The organism is Marinoscillum pacificum (assembly GCF_024714495.1).
GTDB classification, from domain to species: Bacteria; Bacteroidota; Bacteroidia; order Cytophagales; family Cyclobacteriaceae; genus Marinoscillum; species Marinoscillum pacificum.
Genome location: NZ_JAMZMJ010000027.1, coordinates 1 through 2,500 on the forward strand (window position 1 = coordinate 1; position 2,500 = coordinate 2,500).

At 49.5% G+C, this 2,500-nt stretch carries 2 rRNA genes (1 of these 2 cut by a window edge); both read right to left on the reverse strand.

What is annotated here, in order from left to right:
- Window positions 1-9: 9 nt before the first annotated feature.
- A 5S ribosomal RNA gene (rrf, locus tag NXS00_RS26800) occupies window positions 10-121 on the reverse strand.
- 137 nt (window positions 122-258) lie between these two features.
- A 23S ribosomal RNA gene (locus tag NXS00_RS26805) occupies window positions 259-2,500 on the reverse strand; it runs 623 nt beyond the window's last position.

The following is a 2,500-nucleotide window of genomic DNA, read 5'->3' on the forward strand; positions in this document are numbered from 1 at the left end:
TTTATAATAAGCTGGCGACGACCTACTCTCCCACATGTTACTGCAGTACCATCGGCGCTGGTGGGCTTAACTTCTCTGTTCGGAATGGGAAGAGGTGGACCCCACCGCAATAATCACCATAAAGTCTTGGTCCATTTGGACTTTATTTCTTAATAACTAAGTACTATCTACTTAGTAGCTACATGACATATATCTGTGAAAGATTCTCTGAAAAATATAAAGCGAGTTCATCATCTCCCCCTGCATAGGGGGGACTCGACAAGAAAGCTTACGGGTAATTAGTACTGCTCAGCTCTGATATTACTACCTATATACCTGCAGCCTATCAACGTCATCATCTATAACGTCCCTTTAAAGAAACCTCATCTTGAAGTGGGTTTCGCGCTTAGATGCTTTCAGCGCTTATCCCTTCCCAACATAGCTACCCAGCAATGCCCCTGGCGAGACAACTGGTACACCAGCGGTTAGTCCAACTCGGTCCTCTCGTACTAAAGTCAGATCTTCTCAAGTTTCTTACGCTCGCAACAGATAGAGACCGAACTGTCTCACGACGTTCTGAACCCAGCTCGCGTGCCACTTTAATGGGCGAACAGCCCAACCCTTGGGACCTTCTCCAGCCCCAGGATGTGACGAGCCGACATCGAGGTGCCAAACCTCCCCGTCGATGTGAGCTCTTGGGGGAGATCAGCCTGTTATCCCCGGAGTACCTTTTATCCTTTGAGCGATGGCCCTTCCATACAGAACCACCGGATCACTATATCCGTCTTTCGACCCTGATCGACTTGTGAGTCTCACAGTCAAGCACCCTTATGCTATTGCACTCCACGCATGATTACCAAACATGCTGAGGGTACCTTTGAAAGCCTCCGTTACACTTTTGGAGGCGACCACCCCAGTCAAACTACCCACCACACACTGTCTCCGTTTCCGGATTAGGCATCAGATAAATAAAGGGCGGTATTTCACCAACGACTCCACCACGCCTGGCGACGCAGCTTCAGAGTCTCCCGCCTATCCTACACATCATTTACCCAATACCAATGTGAAGCTATAGTAAAGGTTCACGGGGTCTTTTCGTCCCGTTGCGAGTAAGCGGCATCTTCACCGCTACTACAATTTCACCGAGCTCATGGCCGAGACAGTGCCCAGATCGTTACACCATTCGTGCAGGTCGGAACTTACCCGACAAGGAATTTCGCTACCTTAGGACCGTTATAGTTACGGCCGCCGTTTACTGGGGCTTCAGTTCAATGCTTCGCCGAAGCTAACATCCCCCCTTAACCTTCCAGCACCGGGCAGGTGTCAGGCCTTATACATCATCTTTCAATTTCGCAAAGCCATGTGTTTTTGATAAACAGTCGCCTGGGCCTTTTCACTGCGCCCTACCGAAGTAGGGGCCCCTTCTCCCGAAGTTACAGGGCCATTTTGCCTAGTTCCTTAGCCATGAATCACTCGAGCACCTCAGGATTCTCTCCTTGACTACCTGTGTCGGTTTCCGGTACAGGCACCTTTATCCTAACCTTAGAGGTTTTTCTTGGAAGTATGATTAGGCACACTATCCACGCTGCCGTAGCATTGTGGTACTATCAGGTTCAGCTAGACAAGCGGATTTACCTACTCGTCCAATACCTACACCCTTCAACGTACTATTCCGTCAGTACGCGGTGCTTTCACTACTCCGTCACCCCATCGAAAATAAAGGTGGTACGGGAATATTAACCCGTTGTCCATCGACTACCCCCTTCGGGTTCGCCTTAGGTCCTGACTAACCCCCGGCTGATTAGCATTGCCGGGGAAACCTTGGTCTATCGGTGTGCGGGTTTCTCGCCCGCATTATCGTTACTTATGCCTACATTTGCGCTTCTCTACGCTCCAGCATGCCTCACAGCACACCTTCTCCGCCTAGAGAATGCTCCCCTACCATGTATAAATACATCCTAAGCTTCGGTACTACACTTGATGCCCGATTATTATCGATGCCCTGTCGCTCGACCAGTGAGCTGTTACGCACTCTTTAAATGAATGGCTGCTTCCAAGCCAACATCCTGGCTGTCTAAGCAACTGGACCCCCTTAGTTCAACTTAGCATAGATTTTGGGACCTTAGCTGTAGGTCTGGGTTCTTTCCCTCTCGGATTGGGACCTTAGCACCCCAACCCTCACTGTATGGTATATTTACTAGCATTCGGAGTTCATCTGGATTTGGTAGGATTTGACTCCCCCTAGTCCAATTGGTAGCTCTACCTCTAGCAAACTCACCCATACGCTGCTCCTAAAAGCATTTCGGGGAGTACGAGCTATCTCTCAGTTTGATTGGCCTTTCACCCCTACCCACAAGTCATCCAAAGACTTTTCAACGTCAACTGGTTCGGGCCTCCATGTGGTGTTACCCACACTTCACCCTGCTCATGGGTAGATCACAAAGTTTCGCGTCTACTACTGCTGACTAAGCGCCCTGTTAAGACTCGCTTTCGCTTCGGCTGCATGACTTAATCACTTAAC